This window comes from Flagellatimonas centrodinii, from assembly GCF_016918765.2.
GTDB classification, from domain to species: Bacteria; Pseudomonadota; Gammaproteobacteria; order Nevskiales; family Nevskiaceae; genus Polycyclovorans; species Polycyclovorans centrodinii.
Genome location: NZ_CP092104.1, coordinates 2,349,440 through 2,372,841, shown reverse-complemented (window position 1 = coordinate 2,372,841; position 23,402 = coordinate 2,349,440). Strand labels below are relative to the sequence as shown.

The 23,402-nt window shown below is 66.1% G+C and carries 27 protein-coding genes and 1 pseudogene; 3 read left to right on the top strand and 25 right to left on the bottom strand.

From position 1 onward, the window contains the following. Positions 1-46: 46 nt before the first annotated feature. Both JN531_RS11140 and JN531_RS11135 read right to left on the bottom strand, forming a co-directional pair. The gene (locus JN531_RS11140; RefSeq protein WP_228348938.1) at positions 47-898 is read right to left on the bottom strand and encodes an alpha/beta hydrolase; all 852 of its coding nucleotides are present in this window, start codon (positions 896-898) and stop codon (positions 47-49) included. A gap of 130 nt (positions 899-1,028) precedes the next feature. Further along, a pseudogene (locus JN531_RS11135) lies at positions 1,029-1,187 on the bottom strand (DUF2061 domain-containing protein); the annotation flags it as partial. Positions 1,188-1,300: 113 nt separating this feature from the next. On the opposite strand from JN531_RS11135, the gene JN531_RS11130 reads away from it, so the two are divergent. The 3 genes from JN531_RS11130 (at position 1,301) to JN531_RS11120 (ending at position 3,580) form a co-directional block, all read left to right on the top strand. Further along, a complete protein-coding gene (locus JN531_RS11130; protein WP_228348936.1) occupies positions 1,301-1,756 on the top strand; it encodes a DUF6265 family protein in 456 nt (151 codons plus the stop codon). 8 nt (positions 1,757-1,764) lie between these two features. Next, positions 1,765-2,898 (top strand): acyl-CoA dehydrogenase family protein, encoded by a 1,134-nt coding sequence (locus tag JN531_RS11125; protein WP_228349992.1) that lies wholly within the window; start codon positions 1,765-1,767, stop codon positions 2,896-2,898. A 331-nt stretch (positions 2,899-3,229) separates the two neighbouring features. After that, positions 3,230-3,580 carry a DUF1428 domain-containing protein gene (locus JN531_RS11120; RefSeq protein ID WP_228348935.1) on the top strand — a complete coding sequence of 117 codons (351 nt, stop codon included), beginning with the start codon at positions 3,230-3,232 and terminating at the stop codon, positions 3,578-3,580. A gap of 7 nt (positions 3,581-3,587) precedes the next feature. Here the strand turns inward: JN531_RS11120 and JN531_RS11115 are convergent, their stop codons facing one another. From JN531_RS11115 to fliG, 23 genes are all read right to left on the bottom strand, one after another. Next, on the bottom strand, positions 3,588-4,046 hold the full coding sequence (locus JN531_RS11115) for a chemotaxis protein CheW (RefSeq protein WP_228348934.1): 459 nt from the start codon (positions 4,044-4,046) through the stop codon (positions 3,588-3,590). Beyond that, positions 4,036-4,899, bottom strand: coding sequence for a flagellar motor protein MotD (gene motD / locus JN531_RS11110; protein ID WP_228348933.1), 864 nt, complete (start codon positions 4,897-4,899; stop codon positions 4,036-4,038). Before motD ends, JN531_RS11115 begins: the two co-directional genes overlap by 11 nt. A 12-nt stretch (positions 4,900-4,911) precedes the next feature. Then, on the bottom strand, positions 4,912-5,652 hold the full coding sequence (locus JN531_RS11105) for a flagellar motor protein (protein WP_228348932.1): 741 nt from the start codon (positions 5,650-5,652) through the stop codon (positions 4,912-4,914). A gap of 3 nt (positions 5,653-5,655) precedes the next feature. Then, positions 5,656-7,344, bottom strand: a complete 1,689-nt coding sequence (locus tag JN531_RS11100) for a chemotaxis protein CheA (protein WP_228348931.1) — start codon at positions 7,342-7,344, stop codon at positions 5,656-5,658. Between the two features lie 2 nt (positions 7,345-7,346). Further along, positions 7,347-7,889, bottom strand: a complete 543-nt coding sequence (locus JN531_RS11095; RefSeq protein ID WP_228348930.1) for a protein phosphatase CheZ — start codon at positions 7,887-7,889, stop codon at positions 7,347-7,349. A gap of 2 nt (positions 7,890-7,891) precedes the next feature. After that, positions 7,892-8,284 (bottom strand): chemotaxis response regulator CheY, encoded by a 393-nt coding sequence (cheY, locus tag JN531_RS11090; protein ID WP_228348929.1) that lies wholly within the window; start codon positions 8,282-8,284, stop codon positions 7,892-7,894. Positions 8,285-8,313: 29 nt separating this feature from the next. After that, positions 8,314-9,051, bottom strand: a complete 738-nt coding sequence (locus JN531_RS11085; RefSeq protein WP_275591455.1) for an RNA polymerase sigma factor FliA — start codon at positions 9,049-9,051, stop codon at positions 8,314-8,316. Continuing rightward, a complete protein-coding gene (locus tag JN531_RS11080) occupies positions 9,048-9,932 on the bottom strand; it encodes a MinD/ParA family protein (protein ID WP_228348928.1) in 885 nt (294 codons plus the stop codon). Before JN531_RS11080 ends, JN531_RS11085 begins: the two co-directional genes overlap by 4 nt. Continuing rightward, the gene (gene flhF, locus JN531_RS11075) at positions 9,925-11,124 is read right to left on the bottom strand and encodes a flagellar biosynthesis GTPase FlhF (protein WP_228348927.1); all 1,200 of its coding nucleotides are present in this window, start codon (positions 11,122-11,124) and stop codon (positions 9,925-9,927) included. The genes JN531_RS11080 and flhF overlap by 8 nt, the downstream gene beginning before the upstream one ends. Positions 11,125-11,136: 12 nt before the next feature. Further along, positions 11,137-13,200: a flagellar biosynthesis protein FlhA gene (gene flhA, locus JN531_RS11070; RefSeq protein WP_275591454.1), complete on the bottom strand. Its 2,064-nt coding sequence runs from the start codon at positions 13,198-13,200 to the stop codon at positions 11,137-11,139. 65 nt (positions 13,201-13,265) lie between these two features. Beyond that, positions 13,266-14,381 (bottom strand): EscU/YscU/HrcU family type III secretion system export apparatus switch protein, encoded by a 1,116-nt coding sequence (locus JN531_RS11065; protein WP_228348926.1) that lies wholly within the window; start codon positions 14,379-14,381, stop codon positions 13,266-13,268. Beyond that, positions 14,378-15,166: a flagellar biosynthetic protein FliR gene (gene fliR / locus JN531_RS11060; protein WP_228348925.1), complete on the bottom strand. Its 789-nt coding sequence runs from the start codon at positions 15,164-15,166 to the stop codon at positions 14,378-14,380. Before fliR ends, JN531_RS11065 begins: the two co-directional genes overlap by 4 nt. Before the next feature lie 203 nt (positions 15,167-15,369). After that, entirely contained in the window at positions 15,370-15,639 is a 270-nt protein-coding gene (gene fliQ, locus JN531_RS11055; RefSeq protein WP_228348924.1) for a flagellar biosynthesis protein FliQ, read from the bottom strand. Beyond that, entirely contained in the window at positions 15,636-16,418 is a 783-nt protein-coding gene (fliP, locus tag JN531_RS11050; protein WP_228348923.1) for a flagellar type III secretion system pore protein FliP, read from the bottom strand. Before fliP ends, fliQ begins: the two co-directional genes overlap by 4 nt. Next, positions 16,415-16,711 carry a FliO/MopB family protein gene (locus tag JN531_RS11045; protein ID WP_228348922.1) on the bottom strand — a complete coding sequence of 99 codons (297 nt, stop codon included), beginning with the start codon at positions 16,709-16,711 and terminating at the stop codon, positions 16,415-16,417. Before JN531_RS11045 ends, fliP begins: the two co-directional genes overlap by 4 nt. Positions 16,712-16,714: 3 nt before the next feature. After that, positions 16,715-17,059: a flagellar motor switch protein FliN gene (fliN, locus tag JN531_RS11040; RefSeq protein WP_228348921.1), complete on the bottom strand. Its 345-nt coding sequence runs from the start codon at positions 17,057-17,059 to the stop codon at positions 16,715-16,717. Positions 17,060-17,068: 9 nt separating this feature from the next. Next, positions 17,069-18,064, bottom strand: coding sequence for a flagellar motor switch protein FliM (gene fliM / locus JN531_RS11035; RefSeq protein ID WP_228348920.1), 996 nt, complete (start codon positions 18,062-18,064; stop codon positions 17,069-17,071). After that, complete coding sequence (locus JN531_RS11030; protein WP_228348919.1) at positions 18,061-18,549, bottom strand: flagellar basal body-associated FliL family protein; 489 nt, start codon at positions 18,547-18,549, stop codon at positions 18,061-18,063. The genes fliM and JN531_RS11030 overlap by 4 nt, the downstream gene beginning before the upstream one ends. Positions 18,550-18,615: 66 nt before the next feature. Then, positions 18,616-20,061, bottom strand: coding sequence for a flagellar hook-length control protein FliK (locus JN531_RS11025; RefSeq protein WP_228348918.1), 1,446 nt, complete (start codon positions 20,059-20,061; stop codon positions 18,616-18,618). Continuing rightward, positions 20,052-20,480, bottom strand: coding sequence for a flagellar export protein FliJ (locus JN531_RS11020; RefSeq protein WP_228348917.1), 429 nt, complete (start codon positions 20,478-20,480; stop codon positions 20,052-20,054). The genes JN531_RS11025 and JN531_RS11020 overlap by 10 nt, the downstream gene beginning before the upstream one ends. Further along, positions 20,477-21,820: a FliI/YscN family ATPase gene (locus JN531_RS11015; RefSeq protein ID WP_436233294.1), complete on the bottom strand. Its 1,344-nt coding sequence runs from the start codon at positions 21,818-21,820 to the stop codon at positions 20,477-20,479. Before JN531_RS11015 ends, JN531_RS11020 begins: the two co-directional genes overlap by 4 nt. Continuing rightward, complete coding sequence (locus JN531_RS11010) at positions 21,799-22,404, bottom strand: FliH/SctL family protein (RefSeq protein ID WP_228348916.1); 606 nt, start codon at positions 22,402-22,404, stop codon at positions 21,799-21,801. The genes JN531_RS11015 and JN531_RS11010 overlap by 22 nt, the downstream gene beginning before the upstream one ends. Further along, complete coding sequence (gene fliG / locus JN531_RS11005) at positions 22,401-23,387, bottom strand: flagellar motor switch protein FliG (protein ID WP_366522430.1); 987 nt, start codon at positions 23,385-23,387, stop codon at positions 22,401-22,403. The genes JN531_RS11010 and fliG overlap by 4 nt, the downstream gene beginning before the upstream one ends. Between the last annotated feature and the right edge of the window lie 15 nt (positions 23,388-23,402).

Sequence of the window (23,402 nt, the reverse complement as noted above, 5' to 3'; positions counted from 1 at the left end):
GCAACGCCCACCGCCGCGGCCAGCGCCGCGGCCACCGACCAGCGGGTCATGCCCGACGCTCCTGCGGCGCGTCAGTTGGCGGTGCCGTGCGCACCTCGATCGGTCGAAGCCAGCTGCAGATTCCGTTCATCATCTCGTCCGTCTGTTCATCATCAATGACCCAGTGTCCGCGGTCGGGGTAGTGCCGAAGTTGGGCCCATGGATACCGCCTTGCCAGCTTGCGGACATGCCGCGAAGGGGTGAGACGGTCCTGACCGGCGCTGACGATGTAGGTCGGACATTGAATCGCCCGGGCGTCGGCGCGGGCGCCGCGCGACAGGTCGGCCCACCAGAAGGCCAGTTCGAAGGCGGCGCGACCCGACTCGTGAACCATGCGTTCGTACATGCGGTCATGGCGCGCCTCGGGCACGCCATTGAACGCGCACCAGCCGGCCATGGCGCGCGACGGCTTGTGTGGCTTGCGCCAGAAGCCCCAGCGGGCAAACGCCCTGAAAAAGGCCTTGAAATTCGACCACGCCAGAATGTTCATGCCCCAGGGCAGCGCCGGCGTCAGCAGCACCATCGCCCGGCACGGCACGCTGGCGGCGAGTTGCTGCGCCAGAACGCCGCCCATGGAGTGGCCGATGATCACCGGGGGCACCGACCAGTCCCGCGCCGCGATCTCCGCCTTGAGAAAGCGCAGGTAATCCTGCAGTCCGAGCGCACCCACCTGCAACGGCTGATCCGGCGTCGGCTGATGTGCCGGCAGGGTCGGCGCATGACAGTCGAACCCGCGCGCGTTGAGCAGCTGGCGAACGCGCTGCCAGTCATCGCCGGTGCACCACATGCCGTGCACCAGCAGCACAGGCGTCCGGGGGCGTGCGACGGTCGGGGGGGCGGGTTCGGATGCTTCGGCCATCAGGGTCTCCTTGTTATCCGAAGACTCTATCATCCAGCTCCATCGCTGGCAGACGTTTTCCTGACGCCGCCGGTCAACCGTGTGCGTGTCCCATCAACGGCGTGGTGACCACCGCCATTGCACCCTGGCGGCGCGCCCAGGCGCGCTCGTGCAGGTGATAGGCGACGGTGTTGACGCAGGGTTCAATCAACGCGGTCAGGCTGCCGGCGACCCAGCTGCCGGTGATCAAGTAGGCAATCGTGAAGGCCACCGTAAAATGGATGGCCGCAAAGCTCAGCGTCTTGGTCATGGCGCACTCTCCAGCAGGGAACAGTCGCAAATGATAATGATTCGCAACACTGATTAAAGGCAATTGTTTTTTAGCTCTTGATAGCATTCGTCTATCAATCACCGGATCAACACATGCACCGCCTGCTGTGGATACTGTTGCTGCCTGCGGTTGCGTTCGCGCAACCGCCCGCCACCGTTCAGACCCTGGGCTGGCTGGAAGGCTGCTGGCAGTACAGCGCCGACGACCAGCACTACCAGGAAATCTGGCTGCCCCCCTCCGACAATCTGCTACTGGGCGTCAGCCAGCGGGTTCGCGCCGGCGCCACCGAGGCCTTCGAGTACGTGAGGGTGGCAGATGATGGTGGCACGCTGACCTATTTCGCCCAGCCGCAAGGCGGGGCCGCGGTGGCCTTCCGCGGCGTCGGCATCACCGACGAGCGCGCCATCTTCGTCCGCCGTGAGTCCGGCGACCCCCAGCGCATCACCTACCGCCGGCTTGGTCCGGACCAATTGCAGACCCAGCTCGACGCCCCCGATGGCGCCGGCCGTTCCCCCCTCGTTTTCCTACTCACACGAAAGGACTGTTAGTCATGTCGATGGCTTCCGAACTACAGCTGTTCCGCGACACCGTGGTGCGCTTTCTCTCCGACGAGGTCGAACCTCACTACGAGCAGTGGGAGAAGGACGGCATCTTCCCCAAAGAGCTGTACCTGAAGATGGGCGAAAACGGCCTGCTCTGCGTCGATGTGCCGGAGGAATATGGCGGCATGGGTGCCCCCTTCGAGTTCAGCATGGTGGTGCTGGAAGAGGTCGCCCGCATGGGTTACCTGGCGCTGGCCTCCAACCTGTCGGTGCACTCGGACATCGCCGCGCCCTACATCCTGCACCTCGGCACCGAAGCGCAGAAGCAGAAGTATCTGCCGCGGATGGCGGCGGGTGAGTGCATCGGCGCCATCGGCATGAGCGAGCCCGGCGCCGGCTCCGATCTTCAGGGCATCAAGACCAGTGCGCTACCGGACGGGGATGGCTATGTCATCAACGGCTCGAAGACCTTCATCACCAATGGCCAGCATGCCGGCGTCGTGGTGCTGGCGACCAAGACCGACCCCAAGGCCGGTGCCAAGGGCACCACCCTGTTCACCTTCGATACCTCGCTGGACGGCTTCAAGCGCGGCCGCAATCTCGAAAAGGTGGGCCTGCACTCGGCCGACACCTCCGAGATGTTCTTCGACAACGTCAAGGTGAGTGCGGACGAAGTGCTGGGCAAGGTCGGCGGCGGCTTCGGTCACCTCATTGACGAACTGCCACGCGAGCGTCTGGCCCTGGCGGTGACCGCCGTGGGCCATGCACAGGGTGCGCTGGAAAAGACCATCGACTACGTCACCACCCGCAAGGCATTCGGCCAGGCCATTGCCAGCTTCCAGAACACCCGTTTCGAGCTTGCCAAGTGCAAGACCGATATCGAGGTGCACCGGGCCTTCGTCGAGAAGTGCAACGCCCTCTACGCTGAAGGCAAGCTCGATGTCCCGCATGCCGCCATGATCAAGCTGTCCACCACCGAAATGGAAGGTCGGGTCACCGATGCCTGCCTGCAGTTGTTCGGTGGCTACGGCTACATGACCGAGTACCCCATCAGCCGCTACTGGCAGGACGCGCGGATCCAGCGCATCTACGGTGGCACCTCGGAAATCATGAAAGAGGTGATCGCGCGGTCGCTGGTTGGGCGGTGAGACCTGTGAGGCGTGAGGCACGCGTCACTGCCAACTGGCGAGATCTTCAGACGGCCGCGGGGTGCGGCGCTTCGGGACCGTCGCTGGACACGACGTCCAGCGTCGAGCGATCCAGGACGGACTTGAGCAGGTCCTGAAGCGTCGTGCCGCGTGGCCGCCAGCACGACCGTTGGGCGTTGCGCGAAGGGTCGTGCCTGGCGACGGCCGCCGTGGGGTCTGTATGCCTCGCCGCTTGAAAATTTTGGCGAAGGGTGTCGATATGCCGGCGTGTTGATCGACGAGAGGGTGAAGTTCGCACTTTCACGTCTTTTACCAACAGCAGGAGCACCTCATGTACGTCGATGGTTTCGTGTTACCGGTGCCGAAGGACAACCTCGCCGCCTACCGTCGCATGGCCCGCAAGGCCGGCAAGATCTGGCTTGAGCATGGCGCTTTGAGCTATGTCGAATGCGTCGAGGATGACGTCCAGCCCGGAAAATCCACCTCGTTCCCGCAGAGCGTCAAGCTCAAGCCCGGCGAGGTGGTGGTGTTCGCCTGGGCCACCTACCGTTCGCGCAAGGACCGTGACCGCATCATGGCCAAGGTGATGAACGATCCCCGCATGCAGATGGACATGAAGAACATGCCCTTCGACGGCAAGCGGATGTTCTGGGGCGGCTTCAAACCGATCGTCGAGCTCTAGCTCGCCTTCAGTGTTCAGCCATTGCCGGTGCGACCTGCGGGATCAATGCCCGCGGGTCGACCAGCTGCACCAGCCCCTGCGGCAGGCGGGCGAACCCGCATAGCGCCTCGGGATGTGGCCCGATCGCCCGGGGCTCCACAGCCTCGGCATTCACCTTGACGACGTCGGCGACGGCGTCGACCTGCAGGGCGAAGCGTTCCTGGTCGACCTCCACGATCACCAGCTTGCCGGGCCCCGCCGCGGCGTCGGCCGCCATCGCCAGCGGCACCCGCAGGTCCACCACCGGCATGACTTCGCCGCGCACGTGAATGATGCCGAGCACCGCGGGCGGCGCCCCGGGCACCGGGTCTGCCGGCTGGCCGGGCAGCGCCTCGCGCAGCCAGGGCACCGGCAAGCCGTACCGTTGTTCCCCCAGGGTCACCAATAGCCAGGGGCCGGGGGGCAGGTCGGTCGATTCAGGATGCATGGGCAGACACTCCCGCGGAGTTCAGGGGCAGCTGTTCGGCCTCGGCCGCGAGAATAACGATGGTGACCCGTCGATTGGCACGACGGCCGGCCTCGCTGGCGTTGTCATCGACCGGCCGAAACTCGCCATAGCCGACCACCGACAGCCGCTCGGCGGCGACGCCACGATCCCGCAGACGCCGCACCACGGTGCCGGCGCGTGCGGCCGACAGCTCCCAGTTCGACGGGAACAGCGAGGTATGGATGGGACGGTCATCGGTATGTCCCTCGATGCGTAGGCGATTGTCGAAGCCGGACAGAATCTCACCGAGCTCGTCGATCACCGGCAGGACCTCGGGCTGCAGGCCCGAAGCGCCACTGGCGAACAGAAGGTCGGAGTTGATCTCCACTTCCAGCCACCAGGTCTTGCGGGTGACCCGTACCCAGTTCTGCTCGATCAATGGCGCCAGGGCTGCCGTGAGCACGTCATTGATCCGTGCCAGTGCCGCATCCCCGTCGGCCTTCAACTGCGCCGACACGGGTCGTGCCTCGCGCAGCACGGCGGCCAGCGGTGCGCTGGAGAGAAACTCGGTCGCCTCACTCTGAAACTGCGGAGCCGCCGATGGCGGCGCCGGCCGCTCCCCTTTCTGTCCCTTGGCCAGGTTGTCGCCGATCTGGATCGGCTGCGGCGACTTCGGTGTTCCGCCGAAAGCCGCCGACATGGACGCCGCCGCGACGCGGTACTTGCCCTCATTGACCGATGAGACGGCGTACATCACCACAAAAAACGCCAGCAACAAGGTGATGAGGTCACCATAGGGAATGGCCCAGGCCTCGTGATTGACGTGGTCCTCGTGCGGTACCTTGCGTGCCATCGGCAGCTCCGGTCAGTGCAGGTAGCCCGACAGCCGGGCTTCGATATTGCGGGGGTTCTCGCCATTGGCGATGGCCACCAGGCCTTCCACCAGCATTTGCTGCTCGCGGGCACGCCCCTGGACGATCGCCTTGAGTTTTGCTGCCATCGGCAACAAGAACAGGTTGGCGAAGCCGATGCCATAGATCGTGGCGACGAATGCTGCAGCGATCCCATGACCGAGCTTCGACGGGTCGGCGAGATTCTTCATCACCGCCATCAGCCCCATCACCGCGCCGATGATGCCGAGCGTGGGCGCGTAGATGCCGGCGCCCTCGAACACCTTGGCGGCGGCGAGGTCATGGTGCTCGCGCGCTTCGATTTCCACTTCCAGCACGCCACGCAGGGTTTCCGGCTCGGTGCCGTCGACCAACAGCTGCAGGCCCTTGCGGATGAACGGATCCGTCTCGTTGTCGACCATGCCCTCCAGGGCCAGCAACCCCTGCTTGCGGGCGGTCTGACTCCATTCGACGACCCGTTCGATCAATTTGTGGGGATCACTGCCGGGCGGCATGAATACCCATTTGACGATGGCCATCGCCCGCTTCAGGGTGCTGCCCGGGGTATGCAGGCAGATGGCCGAGATCGTCCCGATCACGACGATCATGAAGGCGGCGCCGGAGAGCAGCGCGCCAATGCCGCTGCCCTTGAGAATGCTGCCACCGATCACCGAGATGAAGGCGAGAACGATGGCGACGAAACTGACGATATCCATGTCTCAGAGCTCCGGGTGGAGGGCGGCAAGCCCATCCGGGTCGAGGATCAATGCAATGCGGCCATCGCCGGTCACGGCGGCGCCACCGTAGCCTGGGACGCCACGCAGCAGGCGGCCGGGCGGCTTCAGCACGACGTCCTCGCGGCCTTCGACACTGTCGACCACCAGCGCCCGATCACCATGATGGGTACTCACCCGGACCAGCAGCCGACGTGCCCCCTGCGGCAACCCCAGCCAGGTATCGAGAAACAGCACCGGCAGACTGCAGCGGGGCGAGCTCAGCATCGGCCGACCGGCGCGCAGCTGTACCTGTGCCGAGTCGAACGGCTGAAGGTCGATCACCTGCCGGAGGGGCAAGCCGAGGCTGCGGCTGCCGCAGCGGGTGCGCAGGGTCGGCAGAATCGCCAGTGTCAGCGGCAACACCAGCTCCACCGCAGCGCCCTGCCCCGGCGTCCCCGACAGGACCAACCGTCCGCCAAGCGCGCGCACCGTACTGGCGACCACGTCCATGCCGACGCCACGACCGGACACCGAGGACACCGCGTCGCGGGTGGAGAAGCCGGGACGGAGGATCAGCTCACAGGCTTGCGCCGGTGTCAGCGCAGCCGCCGCCCGTTCGTCGAGCAGCCCCTTGCGTACCGCAGAGGCGCGGATGGCATCAGGGTCAAGCCCGCGGCCGTCATCCTCAACCCGAAGAATCACGCTGTCGCCGCGCTGGCTGGCGCTGAGCAACAGGCGACCGACGGGATTCTTGCCCGCCGAATTGCGCTGTTCGGGAGCTTCAATTCCGTGGTCCAGTGCATTGCGGACCAGATGGATCATCGGGTCGGCCAGCGCGTCGACCAGGTGTTTGTCGAGGTCGGTGTCCTCGCCGACCAGTTCGACGTTGACCTGCTTGCCCAGCTCCCTGGCGAGATCTCGCACCATGCGGGGGAACCGCGAGAACAGGCGGCCGACGGGCTGCATCCGGACCCGCATGACCGCGTTCTGCAGGCGCATCGTGACGCGATCGAGCTCTCCCATAAGACCCGCCGCGCCGGGGGTCGGCTCGGCATGGGCCTTGAGACGATTGCGGACGATCACCAGCTCCCCAACCAAGGTCATCAGATGGTCGATCCGCTCGCTGTCGACCCGCACCGTGGCCTCGGGTGCCCGGGTCGATGTCGCAGCGGCGCCGGCGGCGGGCGCGGGTACCGCAGCAGGCGCGGCAGGCGCCGCCACCGCGGGCGGTCCTTCGGGTGCGGCGCCGCTGCCATGCAGCTGGTCCAGCAGCGCCTCAAACTCGTCCTCATTGATGGTATCGACCGTTGTGGTACCCAGCAGGGCATCCAGTGCTGCCAGCACCGTCGCCGGTGCCGGCGACAGCGGCGCGCCGTCGTGCAGCAAGGCGATCTGCTGATCCAGCACTTTCACCGCATCGAGCGCGGCATCGACCAGCTCGGGGCTGATCTGCAGCTGGCCGTCACGGACCCGGCCGAAGGCATCCTCGGCGCGATGGCAGAGGCTGACCACTGGGTCCAGGCCGAGAAAGCTGGCGCCGCCCTTGATGGTGTGAAAGCCGCGAAAAACCGCATTGAGTCGGTCGCCGCCCGGGTCTTCCGCCAACGCGAAGACATCATCACCGAGGCGTTCGAGCAGTTCGCCCGCCTCGGTGAGGAAGTCCGGCAGCAAGCTGGGATCGGCCGTGCCCATGGTCAGAGTCCGAGTGCCGACAGCAGGTCGTCGGCATCACCCTGGGACGCCGCGGGGGCATCGATTCCAGCCACCGCCGGGCCGTTGCCGCGTGCGTTGTCGTCGACTGGCCGATGCACGGGCGACTGCCCATCGGCAATCGCCAACAGATCCTGCTCGAGGTCGCGGATCAGCTGGGTGACCCTACGGATGATCTGCCCAGTGAGATCTTGATACGCCTGCGCCGCATCGAGGGCAGCGCAGCGCTGGCGTTGTTCCGCCACCAGCGCCTGCAGGCGCTCCCGCGAATGCGGGGCCAGGCCCTCGGCAAGCCGCAAGGTGCGGTCGAGGCTTGCCCGCAGACCATCCACCTCGTCTAGCGTGGTGTGGGCCGCCTGCTCGGTCAGGGTGACGACGTGGTCCAGACGTGCGCAGGCATCGGGCAAGGCAAGCCGCGCGACGTCCACCAATCGATTGTCGAGCGGCAAATTGTGCAGCGCACTTTGAAACTGTCGGGTGACCTGCCGTAGATCCGCTTGCAGGTTCGCCGTCTCGGGCGCGGTCATGGTCATGCCGCCTGGGCCAGACGCTCGAACACCTTGTCGAGCTTTTCCTTCAGGGTCTGGGCGGTGAATGGCTTGATGACGTAGCCGTTGACGCCCGCCTGGGCCGCTTCGATGATCTGCTCGCGCTTGGCCTCGGCGGTCACCATCAGCACCGGCAACTTGGCGGTGGCAGCGTCGCTGCGAATCGCCTTCAGCAGCTCGATACCGGTGACACCGGGCATGTTCCAGTCGGTGATCACCAGCTCGAAGCCGCCCTGTTTCAGCAACGGGATGGCGGTGGCGCCATCATCCGCCTCGGCCGTGTTGTTGAAGCCGAGATCGGCCAGCAGGTTCTTGACGATACGGCGCATCGTCGAGAAGTCGTCGACGATGAGGATTTTCATGTTCGGATTCATGCGGGTTCTCTTTCAGGGTCGTCGATGATTCAAGCGGCCTCGGCGATGGCATCCCATTCGCTCAGGCGTGCGCGAAGGCGCAGCAGCGCCTGGCTGTGGAGCTGGCAGACCCGGCTCTCACTGACGCCGAGCACCTTGCCGATCTCCTTGAGGTTGAGCTCGTCCTGGTAATACAGACCCATGACCCGTTGCTCGCGCTCGGGCAACTGTCGGATACCTGCAATCAGGGCCTGCCGGAAGGCATCACGGAAGGTGGCGCGCTCCGGGGTTTCAGGGTCTTCCAGGGTGTCGGCAAGGCCGCGCTCGCCGTCGCCAGGGTCATCCAGAGACAGCAAGGGTGCGCGGGCCGCATCTTCCGCGTGGCGGTGATAGTCCTCCAGCGACAGGCCCAACTCCGTGGCCACATCGGCATCGCTGGCCTCATGCCCGGTGCGCGCCTCGATGCCACGAATTGCCTCGGCAATCTCGCGGGCCCGACGGTGTACCGAGCGCGGCACCCAGTCACCCTTGCGAAGTTCATCCAGCATGGCGCCGCGGATACGGATACCGGCGAAGGTGGCAAAGCTGGCACCACCATCGGTGCGGAAATGTCGTGCCGCCTCGATCAGGCCGAGTTGTCCGGCCTGCAACAGATCATCGACCTCGACCGAGGCCGGCAGCCGTGCCAGCAGATGGTAGGCAATGCGACGCACCAGATCCTGGTGGTCCCGGATCAGCGCGTTGAAGTCCGGTGCCTGAACCGCCTCATACGCCGCGACGGTGCTCATGCCACCGCTCCCGCCATCGGCGCGCCCACCAGTCGCTCGACGAAGAATTCGACATGACCGCGTGCCCCCTGCGGCGGTGGCCATTTCTGGATCGCCTGGGCAATGGTGCGAAAGGCCACCGACGACGGTGCAGACGGATAGGCCTCCAGTACCGCTCGTTGGCGCCGTACCGCGCGCTGCAGGTATTCGTCGTGCGGTACCACCCCGAGAAAATTCAGATGAACATCGAGGAACCGGTCGGACACCCGACGCAGATGCTCGAACAGTTCGTACCCCTCCGCCGGCGAGCGCACCATGTTGGCGACGATCTGCATTCGCTTGACCCCATGATCACGGGACAGCACCTTGATCAAGGCATAGGCATCGGTCAGCGATGCGGGCTCGTTGTTGGCTACCACCAGCACTTCCTGCGCGGCGCGGCAGAAGGTCAGTACCCCATCGGCGATGCCGGCAGCAGTGTCGACCACCAGGGTGTCCACCGGCGTTGACAGCTCGGAGAAGGCGCGGATCAACCCGACATGCTCGGCATGTGAAAGCCCGGCCATCTGCCCCAGTCCGCTCGCGGCCGGGACGATGGTCAGCCCGTGAGGACCCTCGATCAATGCTTCCTGCAGCGTGCAGCGGCCTTCGAGGACGTGCGAGAGGTGAAAGGTCGGCTGCAGCCCGAACAGGACGTCGACATTGGCCAGCCCGAGGTCGGCATCCATGAGCAACACCTGCTCTCCACTCATCTGCAGTGCCAGGGCCAGGTTTGCCGACACATTGGTCTTGCCCACCCCGCCCTTGCCGCTGGCGACGGCAATCACGCGCGCGGGTCGCGACGGCTCCGGTCCGACCAGACCCACGGCCTGATGCAGGCGATCCTTCAGTCGTTCAAGCATGAGCGCTGTGCTCCATCGGAGAGGGTTCGACGTCAGCGCTGGCGGCAGCGGCCGCAGCCGCCTCATCCGAGAGTTGACGGGCGTTCTGCATCGCGCGCAGCACCAGATCCGAGGCCCGCGCGATATGGAGGTCTTCCGGCACCCGCTGACCATCGCAGATCACCGTGACCGGCAACTGGCGCTCCAGCGCGACCGACAGGGCGCCACCGAGACGGGTGCACTCGTCGACCTTGGTCAGCACCAGGGCCTTCGGTTTGACGCGTGAAAAGCGGTTGACCGCGGCTTCCAGGTCCTCCCGCTGCTGGCCGGCCGACAGCACCAGCCAGGTGGTGATCTGCTGCTCGTGAGCGCCGAGCACCTCCAGCGCCTCGGCGAGCCGGGTATCGGCCGGGCTCATCCCCGGCGTATCGATGAATACGCAGCGGCAATCGGCCAGCTCGGCGAGACGTGCGGTGAGCTGGTCGGGGGTCGGCACGATGAACAGCGGGACCCCCAAAAGCCGCGCATAGGTCGACAGCTGCTCTTCGGCCCCGATGCGATAGGTGTCGAGTGAGACGATGGCGACCTGGCGGCTGCCGAAGGTCCGGACCGCGCGCTCGGTCAATTTGGCCAGGGTGGTGGTCTTGCCGACACCTGTGGGCCCGACCAGGGCGACCCGCCCGCCGAGTTGCAGCGCCTCGGGTGCCTGCACCGGGAGATGCCGGGCAAGCCAGCCAACCGGCAAACAGCGTGTACGTTCGGCATCGGCATCCAGGGGCAGGCTGGCGGCGGTGCGCCGTGCGACCCGCGTCGAGAACCCCAGGGTTTCCATCAACCGAAATACCCGTGCACGGTTGGGATGGGCTTTCGCCAATTGCGTCTCGTTGGCCTCCAGCGTTGCTTCCAACAAACTGCGCAGTTGCCCCAGCTCGGTTTCGAGTCGCCGTATCTGGGGATCGACCGCCCATTCGACGGCGCCATTGGCGGCAGCGATGGGTTGCCGACGCGGGCGACGCGGATTCACAGCGGCATCGTCGTCGGTGCGGCTGAGGGCCTGCCGCATGAGGGCCTCGTCGTAGTCCACTGCGGCCACGACCTCGATTCCGTCTTCGCGTGTGTGACTGGCGAGGATCACCGCATCCGGCCCCTGCTCCTCACGCACACGGCGCATCGCCTCGCGCATTGAACTGGCCAGAAATCGTTTGATCTTCATGTGAAAAATCCTTTAGCCCAGCTGCCCGACATGACGGATGCGGGTGGTGTCCGGAAGCTCGTGAAACGCCAGTACGTGCGCCTGGGGAACCGCCGCCCGCAGAAACCGGGCGAGCGAGTGCCGCAAGGTGCCGGGGACCAGCAGGACCGTCGGCTCGCCAACGGCGTCCTGCTGTCGGGCCTGGGTTTCCAGTGAGGTTTGCAGTCGTTCCGCAAGGCCGGGCTCCAGTGCGTTCTGTGGTTGTTGCAAGCCCTCCTGCAACAGACGCTCCAGCGCGGATGAAAGGGTGAAAACGGGCAGATCAGCGGCGCCGCTGGTGCCGATGCTGGCGACGATCTGGCGGGACAGCGCCTGGCGCACGGCGATCAGCAGTGCCTGCGGGTCCTGGGTTCGTGGGGCGTGCTCCGCCAGGGCTTCCAGTACCCCACGCAGATTGCGGACCGGAACCCGCTCCGCCAGCAGCCCTTGCAACACCCGCGTGAACGCCGCCAGCGGCAACACCTTGGGCACCAGGTCCTCGACCAGCTTCGGCGCATGCTGAGCGGTGGCCGTGAGCATGGCCTGCGCCTCCTCGATACCCAGCAATTCCGGCGCGTGGACGCGCAGCAACTGCGACAGATGAGTGGCGATCACGGTCGCCGCATCGACGACCGTATAGCCCTGCGCCTGCGCATAGGCGCGCTGACCCGGTTCGATCCACAGGGCCGGCAGCCCGAAGGCCGGGTCGTGCGTGGCGATGCCCTCCACCGGCCCGAGTACCTGCCCGGCATCGAGTGCCAGATCGCGATCAGGATGGCATTCACCAGCCGCCAGCTCGACACCGTGGAGTAGCACCCGATAGCGGTTCGGCGCCTGCTGCAGGTTGTCGCGCACATGTACCGGGGGGAACAGGAAGCCCAGCTCTTCCGACAATTTGCGCCGCACCCCGCGGATCCGGGCCATCAGCTCGCCCCCCTGGCGGGTGTCGGCGAGCGGGATCAGGCGATACCCCAGCTCCAGACCAACGGGATCGACTGGCGGCAGGTCCTGCCACCCCAGCTCCGCGGGCGTCTCGGCAGTCTCCGGCGTGGTGGTCACCTCGGTCCGTGCGGCGCGCGCTCTCCGATGCAGCCACACCGCCGCACCAGCGAGCAGGGCCGCCAGGGCCAGAAAGGCCAGGTTGGGCATGCCGGGAACCAGACCAATCAGCGCCATCAGTCCGGCGGCCATCGCCACCGCGCGACCATCGCCCACCAACTGTGTGTTCATCTGACTGCTGATGGCCTGCGAGCGCGACATGCGCGTCACCAGGATGGCCACCGCCGTCGACAGCAACAGGGCGGGAATCTGTGCCACCAGGCCGTCGCCGATGGTCAGCAGTGCGTACACCTTGAAGGCCTCGCCGAACGACAGGTCGTGCGCCAGTGCACCGATCGCGACGCCACCAACCACGTTGACGATGAGGATCAACAGCCCCGCCACCGCGTCGCCCTTCACGAACTTGCTGGCGCCGTCCATGGCGCCATAGAAGTCAGCCTCCTCGCGGACTTCCTCGCGACGCAGCTTGGCCTCATCGCGCGTCAACAGACCGGCATTGAGGTCGGCATCAATCGCCATTTGCCGTCCCGGCATGGCGTCGAGGGTGAAGCGTGCCGACACCTCGGAAACCCGTCCGGCCCCCTTCGTGATTACCGCGAAGTTGATGATGGTGAGAATGGCGAACACCACCAGACCCACCGCGTAGTTGCCGCCAATGACGAAATTGCCGAAGGCCTCGATCACCCGTCCAGCGGCCCCAGGGCCCTCGTGACCGTTGAGCAGAACCACCCGCGTCGATGCAACATTGAGCGCCAGACGAAACAGCGTGGCCAGCAGCAACACGGTCGGAAACACACTGAAGTCCAGCGGCCGCAGGACGTAGACCACCGCCAGCATCACCACCAGTGACAACGCAATGTTCAGGGTGAAGAAGAAATCCAGTGCCAGCGGCGGCAGCGGCACCACCACCATTGCCAGCAACAGGAAGACGATGAACGGTGCCCCGATGGCGCTGAGACCACCGGATTTGACCATCGAGAGCGCAGACATCGGATTCATGCGGTCATCCGCACCCGGCCCGCGAATCCGCGGCACGTTGTCAGTCCTGTCTCAGGGTTCATCACCTATCCCTCCTCGAACGGCCGCCCCAGGTCGTCGGGGACCTCCGGTGCCGGAGCGGCGAGCTGCTCGCCACCGCGGATGCGATAGGCCCAGGTCAGCACCTGCGCGACCGCCACATAGAGGACGGCGGGAATCTCCTGACCAACGGTGCCGCTGCGGAACAGCGCCCGCGCCAATGGCGGCGCTTCCAGCAACAGGACCCGCGCCTCGGCGGCGCGCTCGCGGATGGCGGTAGCCACCTCGTCGGCACCTTTGGCAACCACCGTTGGCGCCCGCATCTCGCCGGCGGCATAGCGCAAGGCCACCGCAAAATGCGTCGGGTTGGTCACCACCACATCGGCGGTTGCGACGGCTTCCATCATCCGACCACGCGACAGCTGCATCGCCCGTTCGCGCCGCTTGGCCTTGACCTCCGGTCGCCCCTCGGACTCGAACATCTCCCGCTTGATCTCATCGCGGCTCATCCGTAGCTGCCGGGTGTGGTTCCACAACTGGAACGGCACATCCATCGCCGCTACCAAACCGAGCCCGATCAGGCCGATGAACATCACCTGCAGCAGCATTTCCCCGGTACTGGCCAGCGCCGTCGGCAATGGCAGGGAAGACAGCGCCAGCAACCGGTCGGACTGTGCGCTGATCCAGATCACCACCAATCCACCGATCAGCAGCATCTTGCCCAGCGCCTTGCCCAGTTCCGCTCCGGCCTGCGCCGACAACAGACGACCGAGGCCCTTGATCGGGTCCAGCCGTTTGAGGTCCGGAATGACGCCCTTGGCGGACAGGTGAAGGCCGCCGATCAGGGCGGGGGCCAGCAATGAGATGATCCACGGCACCGCCACCAGCACGGTGATTGCAAGGGCACCGCCCAACAGGGCCTGCCCGAGCTGACGCGCCGGGTCGGCGTCCGCCATACCCGCCACCGCCAGAGCGGTCTGCAGCAATGCGGCCAACTGCGCCAGTGCTTCGCCCCCAGCGACCAGCAGGGCCAACGCGCCGGCGGTGGTCACCAGCGCCGACGACAGCTCACGCGACCGCGCAATCTGCCCCTCGTCACGGGCTTTCTCGATACGGCGCTGGGTAGGTTGTTCGGTGCGCTCGCCGCTGTCGGTTTCACTCATGGCGCCGCACCGGCCGCCAAGGCCTGGTGAATGGCGCCGAAAAACTGATCCCAATAGATCGATAGCGGCGTGCCCACATGCGGCATCCACAACCACAGCAGGCCCAGCAATGCCAGTAAGGCGGCCGGCAGACCAATCGCGAACAGGTTGAGGGCCGGCGCGGCACGGCTGACCAGCCCGAAGCCGAGCTGAACCACCAGCAGGCTGGCGAGAACCGGCAGCGCCAGACTGAGGCCGGCCTCGAGCATCGGCACCATCAATCCCAGCAGCGCCATCCACGGCGGCGCCTGGTAGGGCCCGCTGACCGGCACCACGGCGTAGCTGTAGGCCAACACCCGAATCAGCGCGTGATGACCGTCCAGTGCAAGGAACAACAGACTGGCGAAGGCCATCAACAAGCTGCCCAGCACCGGCGAGGCAGTGCCCCGCAGCGGATCATTGACCTGCGCAAACGACAGGCCGGCGGTGGCGCTGATCAGTTCGGATGCCAACATCAGCGATTCGAACAACAATTGCAGCAAGGTGCCCAGCAGCAAGCCGACACCGACGTTGAACACCACCGCCAACCACCAGTCGCTGCTGAACATTTCAGGGGTGGCCACCGGCGGCAGTACCGCGGCCAGAATCGGGGTCAGCACCACCGCCAGCAACAGGCGTACCCGGCCGGGGACGGTTCGCCCGCCGAGGACCGGCGCAGTCGCGACGAAGGCACTGACCCGCAGGCCGGTCCAGGTGGTCTGTAGCAGGCCGCCCCAGAGTGCGATGGTGATGTCACCGGGGATCATGGGTCAGTGCGAGCCCCCGGCATCCATGCCGGGGCGTTCGCCCCACCTGCGAGCAGTGCTCGCAAAAGCGGTTGTTGTGCCGCGAATACACCTCGGCGCAGGCCATCCTGGCGGGCCCTCACCTCGCGAATCCACTCCGGCCCCGGCATCCATGCCGGGGCGTTCGCCCCACCTGCGAGCAGTGCTCGCAAAAGCGGTGGGGCTCACCCCACCCATTGTGGGATCGAGAGGATCAGGGCGCGTGTGTAATCGACGATCACACGCAGCATCCACGGCCCGGTCAGGGTCAGGGCGGCCGCCACCGCAAGCACCTTGGGGATGAATGACAACGTCATTTCGTTGATCTGCGTTGCCGCCTGGAACAGGCCGATCAGCAGGCCTGACAACAGCGCCGCCAACAGCAGCGGCGCCGCCAGCAGCACCGCTACCTCGATGGCGGCTCGGCCCTGGGTGAGCACATCTTCCGGCGTCATCCGAAGCTCCGGACCAAGGAGCCGGCGACCAATGTCCACCCGTCCACCAGCACGAACAACATCAATTTGAACGGCAGCGAGATCATCATCGGCGACAGCATCATCATGCCGAGGCTCATCAGCACGCTGGCAACCACCAGATCGATCACCACGAACGGCACGAACAGCAGAAATCCGATCTGAAAGGCGGTCTTCAACTCACTGGTGAGAAAAGCGGCCGCCAGCACGGTCAGCGGGACATCCTCGGGTCGGCTGAACCCGTCGGGATGCCCGGACAGCTCGGCAAACAGCAACAGGTCCTGCTCGCGGGTCTGCTGCAGCATGAACTGACGCAACGGATCGGCGGCCTTCGGCGCGGCATCGGCAAACGCCATCTCGGCATCGAGGTAGGGCTGCACGCCTTCGACCCAGGCTCGCTCGAAGGTGGGTTGCATCACAAAGCCTGTGAGCAAGAGCGCCAAGCCGATGAGAATGGGGTTGGAGGGCGTTCCGGCGGTACCCAATGCCTGCCGCAGCAAGGCCAGGACGATCAGGATGCGGGCAAAGCCGGTGGTGCACATCAGCAATGCCGGCAGCACGCTGAGCAAGGTCATCGCCCCCAGCACCTGCAGGCTCAGGCTCCACTGCGCCCCCCCGTCTGCGGTGGGCGTCATGGTCAGGGCCGGGATCTGTGGCAGGGCGGCGCCCGCGAGCGCAACTTCGGCCTCCGCCGCGACTGCGGCGTCAGCACCTGCCAACAGAAGGAGGGGTAGCACAAGCACGAGCGGACGCAATCTCATGACGGCACCTCGTCCATCGCAGCTGCAAAGCTGGGTCGGGACCACAGGCGGGTGATCCCGGCGGGGCTGACGCCTACCAGTACCTTGTCGCCTTCGACCTCGACCAGCACCAACTGCTGACGCGGCCCGAGGTGCTGGACGGCGCACACCTTCACCCGTCCGTCCGCCTGCGGTAGCAAGCGGAATCGACGCACGGCGCGGCCCGCTACGAGAATGACACCCACCACCAATGCCAGCATCACCAACATCTGCACGGCAGCACCAAGACCCGGACCGGCGGGGACCGTTTCCATCACTCAGCGCAACTTGCGGATACGTTCGGCAGGGCTGACCACATCGGTCAGGCGGACGCCGAACTTTTCATTGACCATCACCACCTCGCCATGGGCGATCAGGGTGCCGTTGACGTAGACATCGAGCGGCTCGCCGGCGGCGCGCTCAAGCTCCACCACCGAGCCCTGTGACAGCTGCAACAGGTTGCGGATGGGGATTCGGGTTCGGCCAACCTCGATCGCGAGGGTCACGGTGACATCGAGAATCACATCGAGGTTGACGTCGCTGGCGGCGCCATTGGCCGATTCCTCCAGCGTCGGAAGGTCGGCACGCTTTGCATCGGCAGCGGGTTGAATGGAGACGGTCATCGGGTCACCTCAGGCGGCTTTGGCCGACGGCTCGCGCCGCAGGACATGGTTGATCTTCAGGGCATGCTTGCCGTGGGAGACGCCCAGCGTCCCCGACAGCATTGGCAGGTCGTCGACACAAATCTCGAGCTGCTCCGGCATCTCGATGGGGATCACGTCGCCGGGCTTCAGCGCCACCAGCTGGCGTAGCGAAAGTCGCGGGGCCGCCAGTTGGGCCGACAGCTCGACCATCGCGTTCTGGATCTGCTGCCGCAGGTTGGTGGTCCAGCGGTCATCGCGTTCACCGCGGTCGGACTGCAGCCCGGCATCGAGTTGCTCGCGGATCGGCTCGATCATGGCGTAGGGCATGACGATATGGAGATCGCCTTCGGCGCCATCGAGATCGACGTGAAACTTCGACACCACCAGAATCTCGCTGGGGGCAACGATATTGGCGAAGTGCGGGTTGACCTCGGAGTTGAGGTACTCGAAGTCCAGCGCCATCACCGGTTGCCAGGCCTCGGCGAGATCGGTGAACACGTTTTTCAGCAGCAGCTGGATAACCCGCATCTCGGTAGGCGTGAACTCGCGCCCTTCGATCTTCACCGGGAAGCGGCCATCGCCACCGAAGAAGGTGTCGACACAGGCGAACACCAGCTTCGGCTCGAACACCACCAAGGCGGTGCCGCGCAGCGGCTTGATGCGGATCAGGTTGAGATTAGTGGGGACATAGAGCGAATGCACGTAGTCCGAGAACTTGAGCATCTCCACGCCCTTGATCGATAGCTCCGGGCTTCGCCGCAACAGGTTGAACAGCGAGATGCGGTAGTGCCTCGCAAAACGCTCGTTGATCATCTCCAGCGTCGGCAGCCGACCGCGGACAATCCGGTCATGCCCGGCCAGATCGATCGGGCGCACTTCACCCGGCAGCGGCGGCGCATCGGTGTCGACAGCGCCATGGTCGACACCGTGCAACAGGGCATCGATCTCGTCCTGACTCAGCAGGTCCTGTCCGCGCTCGCTCATTGCATGACGAAGCTGGTGAAGTAGATGGCTTCGACAGCCGCCGCCCGGTCCTCGTCTGCAAGGGCTTTGCGCAGCGTGGCCAGACTGTCGTTTCGCAGCTGCTCGCGCCCGTCGACCGTGATGAGCTGGGCATACGGATAGCCGGCGAACAGGGTCAGCAGTGCATCGCGAATGGCGGGGCCCTGCGCATCGATCGCCGCGAAGACCTCCGGCTCGCGAGACATGACCTGCACCTCGACCTGCAGGTAGCGCAGGGTGCCGTTGTCAGTCACGTTGACGACGAACGCGGGCTCAAGCCTGTGGTACGCCGGCGGCTTGATCTCCTCAGCCTTGTCGCCCGACGACAGGCCGCCGTGGCCGAGATACCAGCCGCCGGCACCGACGGCGGCCGCCACCAGCGTGACCACGATCAGCGTTCGAAGCCGCCGCTTCGGCGGTGGTGCTGGCGGGGTGTCCGGGGTCTCGTCTTCGTCTTCGAGCGGCATGTCGGCTTCCGATGGTCAGGCGCGATTCGCGCTTTCCCGACACGCTGCAATTGCCGTGCTGCGGCCTCAGGCAAACCCGTCCATTAGACCGGTCGTACGCCGCCGCTTGTCGCCGTCGGTCATCGCTTCCACCGACGGATCGTCAGAAGCCCGACGCGACAGTCGCTTCTCCGGGGCCCGATCACGGCCCGATGACGGATCACCGACATCTGCACCCATCAGTTGCAGGCCGCGGGACGCCAGTTGCTGTGACAGCTCAGGCAACGATTGCGCCAGCAGCAAACGGGCCTGGGCATCGCTGCTCGAAAGGCTCATCGAGACCTGACCTTCGCGTACCGCCAGCTTGATCTCGACTTCGCCGAGGGCGGGAGGGTCCAGCCGCAAACGTGCGGACCAGGTGTCCTGCTCGATCATCTCCACGACCTGCTCGGCCAACACCGACGCCGGAGCCTCCATTGGCAGCGACGGTCGATCGGTCAACGCAGCCGCGGGGGGCAATGCCAGACTGACGGCCGTTGCGGCGGACTGTGCCGGCAGGCCGCCAACCGGCGACGTCGTGGCCGTCAGGGTCGAGACCGCATCTGCAGCCGCCGGCTGCGGCACACCACGATCATCGGTCGACAGCGTCGACCGTTGTGCCTCCACCGTCAGCGCCAGGGACGGTGTCGGTGCCCGCGACTCACTCGCATGCCCTGCGGCGGTCGCCGCGGGCGCTGTAGTGTCCCCACTCGACATCGGCGATACCGTCACCGCGCGATTGGGACCGCTGACCAGCCCCACAAGACGCACGCCGCTGGCGGCAGCAGCAGCGGGTGCAGCCGGTGCCGTTGATGCGGCGACAGTAGCGGATGTGATTGGCGCAGCCGGGCCAGAACGCTCCGATCGGGGAAGCAATGGTCGCGACACGGGATCGAGCGCCGGCGCAGCGCCGCCAGCGGCCGGCGGCGACGTCTCGGCTGAGGCGACCAGACCGGGCGCCGGGGCATTCGAGGTCACGGGCAACGCTGCTGCCCCCGATATCGATGTGGATACGGAGGGGTGTGCGGGTACAGAGGCCGCCTCCGATGCGGAGACCGATGCCGATTCCATGGCCGATGACCACGGCAGGGCCGCGGCCGGCGACTTCGCAGCGGCTGGCACCGCAGGCGCGAAGGCGGTCAACCCGGGTGGCGGAGGGCTGACATCCGTGCCACCCGCAACCGGGGCTTCGGCGTGTGCCGATGACGGCTCATCCGCCACCGCAGGCAACAGGTCCTGGCCAATACGCAAGGCGGCCAGCAGATCGCCGGCATCATCGACCGCGATATCACGAGGATCGGTCGTGCGCGTTGACGTGATCGATGTCGCCCGGGTCGACACCTCCACCCCGGGCAGTCCGGATGACAGCGCCAGCGGATCACCCGCCGCCAGCCCGGCTGCCCAGTAGGACAGGAAGCTGCCGAAGGCGCCAGCAGCCGGTGTCGCGGTTGGCGCCCCCGGTGCGCCGGTCGGGGCGGCGGCGATCAGGTCCATGCCGGCTGCCATGAGCGGCTGTTGACCAGGTCATCCTCCTGTCGCTGCAAACGTTTCAGCCGTTGTTGCTGCAACGCATCCATCTGCAAGGCAGCGGCGTTGCCGAGCGACTGCGAGGCCTGCCATGCGGTCATCCAGGATGCGCGCGCCGCGGCGCAAGCGGCGTGCGCGTGCTCGATCCGTTGCTGCTGCTGCTTCAGGACATCGTCGAGCCTGTCGCGAAAGGCCTGACGGTTGCTGAGTTGCCAGGGCGCGATGCCACCCGGAGAGACAGCATAGTCGCCAGCGAATCGTTCGAGCTGGCGCAACTGGGCCTCGGCTTCGGCGGCCAGCCGCTGCGCCTCGGCCAACCGCTGGGCCGCCTGATCGGCATGACGACGCGTGATTTCGGCGAGCCGCGAAAGTCCTGGGGGGGTCATGCGACGTCTCCGGTGACAGTGATGAGTGCAGCGTGGGCGGCCGCCAATGGCGCAGCCTCGTCGACACCCTGCGTGAGAAAGCGCTCGATGGCGTCCTGACGGGCAATCGCCTCATCTGTATCGGCGTCGGCACCACTCTGATACGCGCCAACCGCGATCAGGTCCCGGTTGCGTTGCCAGGCCGCCAGCCAGCGGCGCAGCCGACGTGCCGCGTCCCGCTGGGGCGCGTCCGACAAGGTGGAAAACAGTCGTGACACGCTGGCCTCGACGTCAATGGCTGGAAATCGTCCCTGCTCGGCGATTCGTCGCGACAAGACGATATGACCATCGAGAATGGCGCGGGCGGCATCAGCCACCGGGTCCTGCAGGTCGTCACCTTCGGTCAGCACGGTATACAGACCGGTGATGCTGCCGCGACCGCTGACAGTTCCCGCACGTTCCACCAGTTGTGGCAGTCGTGCGAACACCGATGGCGGATACCCGCGCGTGGCCGGTGGCTCCCCCACTGCGAGGCCGATTTCCCGCGCGGCCTGTGCATAGCGGGTCAAGGAGTCCATCAGCAGGAGCACGTCACAGCCCTGGTCGCGAAAGTATTCCGCCACGCTGGTCGCCAACCGGGCGCCATTGAGGCGTGCCAGTGGGCTGGCATCGGCCGGCGCCGCAATGACGCAGGCACGCGCCAGCCCCTCCGGCCCCAGGGTGTCGTGAACGAAGTCGCGTACTTCGCGCCCACGCTCGCCAATCAGGCCCACGACCGTCACGTCGGCGGTGGTGTGCCGCGTCATCATTCCCAGCAAAGTCGACTTGCCGACACCGCTACCGGCGAACAGGCCGACACGCTGACCCCGCCCCAGCGTCAGCAGCGCGTTGATGGCACGCACGCCGACATCAAGCGGTGCGCCGATCCGCTCGCGCAGGAGCGGGTTCAGGGGCGGTGGCGACAGGATCAGGGGGGCTTCGCCGCGGGGTGGTGGACGACCATCCAACGGCGTCGCATCCGCGGCCATCACTCGACCCAGCCAGTCCGCCCCGATCCGTGGTGCCGCCCCGAGCCGCCGGCCGGCAACACGGGCAGCGGGCTGGAGACCGGACAAGGGGCCGGTCGGCATCAAAAATGTCTTGTCGTCGGAGAACCCCACCACCTCGGCTTCAACCCAGGTGTCGTGGGTGGTTTCAACGGCGCAGGTGGCCTCCAGCGGCAGGCTGAGTCCACGGGCCTGCAGCGCCAACCCGACGACCCGATCAAGACGGCCGGTCGCCAACGGCACTGCCGCTGTCGGCAGCTGTGCACCGCGATGCCGCAGACGGTCGACGAGGGTCATTGCGGTTGCGGCCGCCATTCGGCGGCCAGTTGCTGAACCCGAGTCGCCAGCCGGGCATCGACACTCAGCGGGTTGCTGTCGACCATGATGTCGCCGGGACTCAGGTTGTTGTCGGCGACCAGCCGCGTCGGGACCGCGGTGTCCTCCGCCAACGCGCGGATCGCCTCGAGATCGCTCGGTGCTACGCGAATCCGAACCGGTGCCCGCTGCTCGCCGAGCAGCGCCAGCGCCTGCTCGGCGATGGTACGCAGAGTTTCGGGGTGTGCGGTCAAATGCGTCGCAGCCAGACGGCTGGCAATCTGCAGTGCCAGCTCCGACAGCGCCTCCGCCACCGCGTCCGTATCGCAGGCCAGCGGGTGATCGAACGAATCGATCACCGCCTGCAGCGCCTGCACTTGTGGACGGGCGGCCTCACGGGCGCCGGCACGGCCTTCCTCACGGCCCCGTTTGTAGCCTTCATCCCAGGCGGCCTGTTCGAGCGACTCCAGTTTGGCCGCAGTGGGCGGCCGGCTGGCGTCGAGTTGCGGCGGCTCCCAATGTCGGGCATCGGATGCCTCGGCGGCATCGAAGTAGCCGCTGCCGATCTCGCCGAAGCCGTTCACAGGAAGGCCTCACGCGAGGAGCCGAGCTGGATACTGCCGTCCTCGGCGAGCTTGCGGGCCATGGCCAGAATCTCCTTCTGGGCGATCTCCACGTCCGCCACCCGAACCGGACCGCGGGCATCCATGTCCTCGCGCATCATTTCGGCGGCGCGTTTCGACAGGTTGGCGAACATCTTCTCGCGAACCCGCGGTTCGGCCCCTTTCAGTGCAAGCGCCAGTTTGTCGCTGGGCACGTCGCGCAACAACGTCTGGATACTGCGATCGTCGAGATCCCCGAGGTTGTCGAAAACGAACATCAGGTCCTGGATACGGGTGCCGAGGTTGTCATCGACCGCGCGGATCCGCTCCATCAGGGTCGCCTCGTCGGCCGAATCCATCAGGTTGAGGATATTGGCAGCCACCTTGACGCCGCCGACATTGGAGGACTTCAGGTTCTGGTTGCCGGCGAACTGTCGTTCGAGGATGTCATCGAGTTCGTGCAGGGCATGTGGCGGAATCCCCTCAAGCGTCGCGATCCGCATCACCACGTCGGCACGCGCGCGCTCCGGCAGTGCCAACAGGACCGCGGCCGCCTGATCGGCATCGAGATGGCTGAGCACGATGGCGATAATCTGCGGATGCTCATTGCGAACCAGATCCGCGACGGAGCGTGGCTCCATCCACTTGAGCGCCTCGAGACCCTTGGTGTTGCGGCCCAGCAGGATACGATCGATCAGGCCACTGGCCTTGTCTTCGCCCAGCGCACTGACCAGCACATTGCGCACATAGTCCTCGGCGCCAACCCCCAGCGACGTCTGACGCCCCAGCTCCCCGACGAACGAGTCGATCACCCGATTGGCCTGATCACTGGAAACGCTGCCGAGGCTGGCCATCGCCTGCCCCAGCTTCTGCACTTCCTTGGCGCCGATGTGCTTGAGCACCTCGGCCGCTTCCTTCTCGCCCAGCGACATAAGGAAGACCGCCGCACGTTGCAGACCGTTGATGTCGTCGGCAGGCCG